Below are 2,672 nucleotides of genomic sequence, written 5' to 3' on the forward strand. Positions count from 1 at the left end.
AGTCAGATACCCCAACACCACACTCTGACCAACACACAACCAAACCCACACACAGAACCTAAAACAACGCGTTTAGTTCCTATAGCCCCTGATGCCGGAGAGACCGTTCTGTATCAGCATAGAGGCTAGATTGGCTGAGCTCTGATAAGGATGCGAAGGGTAAGGAATACGAGCGGTGTCCATCTCAGTTACACCCCTTTAGATAAAAAAGTGCCGCCCTAGTGTGCATATCATATAAATATGATAGAGGCAGTGGCGGCTTCTAACAAGCTTTAATATACTCGGGATATCAGTTAGAAAGCTTCATCAAGATAAAGCTTCACAATATAAACACATTTCTTATCGGATGGTCTTTCTTCTATCATGAGCTACTGCAGATCACCCTTCAATCGGCAAACATAAAACTGGTCGGCTCGGCCGGGGTTGTGGTCATCGGCGGCTGCGCCTTGATGTCTGGCCGCCGCTGTCGCACGCCTGCGGCGTGCTGCTGAAGGGGTTGGGAATGTGGTGTTTGTGCCGCCCCCTTCCATTCTGGCCCGGGCCGCTGCGACTCAAGCCCCGAGCGTCTCCGCCCACACCCCGCTCCGGCCGAGGGGGCCGAACAGCATGCCCCCTCGGCCTCCGGGGGAGTGTTCGGATCCACGCGGGGGCTTGACTCTCCGCTATACCCGGGCCGCCATTCCAGGCGTCGGCACAAACAGTCCCGGCACCAAGGAAAGGAACACCCATGAACACCACAACCAGCCTCCAGGACGACGTCAAGCAACTGAGCCAGGACCCCCAACTCATGCTCACCGCAGGCCGACAGGCCCTCGACAGCATCATGCGCATACTCGACGGCACCCACCAGCCCGAAGCCATAGGACACGACCGGCTCACCCGCATGGCCGCGCTGATAGAAACCTCACTGCCGCACCGCGACGCGCTCCTGGTCGCCGCCATCAACCCCGACACCACCCGAGACGACCTGACCACCATCACCGAACAACCCCACGACCCCGCCGCCGTCAAACTCATCTTCACCAGCCTCACCACCTGCTTCGAAGGCCGGACCCCCGTCAACCAGGAACGCGCCGACAGAGCCTACAACCTCTTCGACCAGCTCACCGCCGCCGTCGGCCCCACCCCACACCTCAGCGCCTCCAGAGCCTACCTGGCCTGGGCCGCCCGCGACCCCGACCAAGCCAGCTCATACATGGTCCAAGCCCTCACCCTCGACCGAACCAACAACCTCGCAGCGCTCATCGCCCTGGCCCTCAGTAAGAACATCAACCCCACCGACGACTAACACCACACACAACCAAACCGAAGAGGTCTCCTCCCAAACCAAGGAGGAGACCTCTCCGCGTCCGATGCGTTTCTCCCGCCCCATAAAAGGGGCACTCGAATCCGCTTCATTCCCTAGGAATGATCGTTGTTTAGATTAATCATGCTTGTCTGCAGCATCAACGGCATGAATGACGAGTAGGGAGATGAGAATGGTGAGAACCTCAGTTATCAAAGATGAGAGCGCCATGGCTTCCCACCTGCTGAAGGCCAAGGCCATCAACCCCATGAGAAACACAAAACTCACAACTTCGCTAACAAGCTTCTTCAAGACCTTGTGACTGCTCATGCTAAACAACACATCCACCAACGCATCAGTTATGTAGGTACCAAAGAACCACAACAGAAAGATAACGATGGTACCCAAAACCCCACGCCACCCATGCACCCAGGAACGAACGCCACCGAAAGGGAGCAAGCGATAAGTGACACCAATGCCGACCGCAAAAGGAAAGACAAAACCCAACAACACAGTTCCGAAAAAACCAACACCGGTAATCGCATCCGAAACCGTTACATGGTCTGATCGTCCACGGTCACTCATCGCTCACCCCTCTCTCCATGAATCAGAGGAACAAATCAACCCATGTCGCCGTGTATTCAGCAATATCGTAAGGGATGCCCAGCTGCATCAAACCTGAGACGATAGCGGCATGAGTCCAGACGCCGGTGGCTTCCAGGAAGTCTGCAATCCGACCGGCCCACGGAGCAATCTTGGCAGGAAGCTTGGAACCTCCCCAGCGCAGAAGCTTAATGACAGCTTTCTTGGCGATCGTCGTAGCCCAATTCCTCGATTGGAAGCCATTACCGGCAGTGCCATCATGCATCGAGAATGCATACTCGGTCAGGATGCCAGCACCTTCATAATCACCGTTTTCCCATGCGGTATCCGCTATCTCCAGCACATCCCTCGGAGTCAGCGAATCGGTGACTTGACTCACGATAGATGTCGAAGCGGTATCCACAGGCTCTGCAGCCATCGCCTGACTGGGAACCATGGCGACTCCCATAGACAGCGCAAGTGGAACAGCAACGCTGGCGAGCAACCTACTTTTGATAGTGTTCAGAGCTTTCATCATAAGCCCCTTTCCGTTTGTTGAGTCAATTCATCCTTGATAACCAATAACGAAGTCAGCGGTGTCAGCCATGGCACCTCTGACAACCCAGCTAAAACTGGAATACTGCACTGATAGATAGGCCTAACTATCATTCTTGAGTTATTACATCAACGGTGACAGTAGCACCACCGTTACACCATCATAGGGCTATAGGAACTAAACGTGTTGTTTATGTTGGGGGTTTGGCCTTGTGGCTGTAAGCGTGTTGGGTGGTTGTTAATAGGTCGG

Annotated in this window: 3 protein-coding genes; 1 reads left to right on the top strand and 2 read right to left on the bottom strand. The window is 54.9% G+C overall.

Annotated features, from left to right (window positions below):
• Positions 1-727: 727 nt before the first annotated feature.
• Positions 728-1,288 carry a hypothetical protein gene (locus H3T90_RS08775; protein WP_015022034.1) on the top strand — a complete coding sequence of 187 codons (561 nt, stop codon included), beginning with the start codon at positions 728-730 and terminating at the stop codon, positions 1,286-1,288.
• 135 nt (positions 1,289-1,423) lie between these two features.
• On the opposite strand, the gene H3T90_RS08780 is transcribed toward H3T90_RS08775, so the two are convergent.
• Together H3T90_RS08780 and H3T90_RS08785 are read right to left on the bottom strand one after the other, a co-directional pair.
• Positions 1,424-1,870 carry a hypothetical protein gene (locus H3T90_RS08780; RefSeq protein ID WP_015022033.1) on the bottom strand — a complete coding sequence of 149 codons (447 nt, stop codon included), beginning with the start codon at positions 1,868-1,870 and terminating at the stop codon, positions 1,424-1,426.
• Positions 1,871-1,892: 22 nt separating this feature from the next.
• Positions 1,893-2,405, bottom strand: coding sequence for a hypothetical protein (locus H3T90_RS08785; RefSeq protein ID WP_045925197.1), 513 nt, complete (start codon positions 2,403-2,405; stop codon positions 1,893-1,895).
• Positions 2,406-2,672: the final 267 nt, after the last annotated feature.

The sequence above is a fragment of the Bifidobacterium polysaccharolyticum genome (genome assembly GCF_016101585.1).
GTDB classification, from domain to species: Bacteria; Actinomycetota; Actinomycetes; order Actinomycetales; family Bifidobacteriaceae; genus Bombiscardovia; species Bombiscardovia polysaccharolytica.

Excerpts from the sequence above, each read along its gene's own strand:
- H3T90_RS08775 (WP_015022034.1), top strand. The coding sequence starts at position 728 with ATGAACACCACAACCAGCCTCCAGGACGACGTCAAGCAACTGAGCCAG.
- H3T90_RS08780 (WP_015022033.1), bottom strand. The coding sequence starts at position 1,870 with ATGAGTGACCGTGGACGATCAGACCATGTAACGGTTTCGGATGCGATT.
- H3T90_RS08785 (WP_045925197.1), bottom strand. The coding sequence starts at position 2,405 with ATGATGAAAGCTCTGAACACTATCAAAAGTAGGTTGCTCGCCAGCGTT.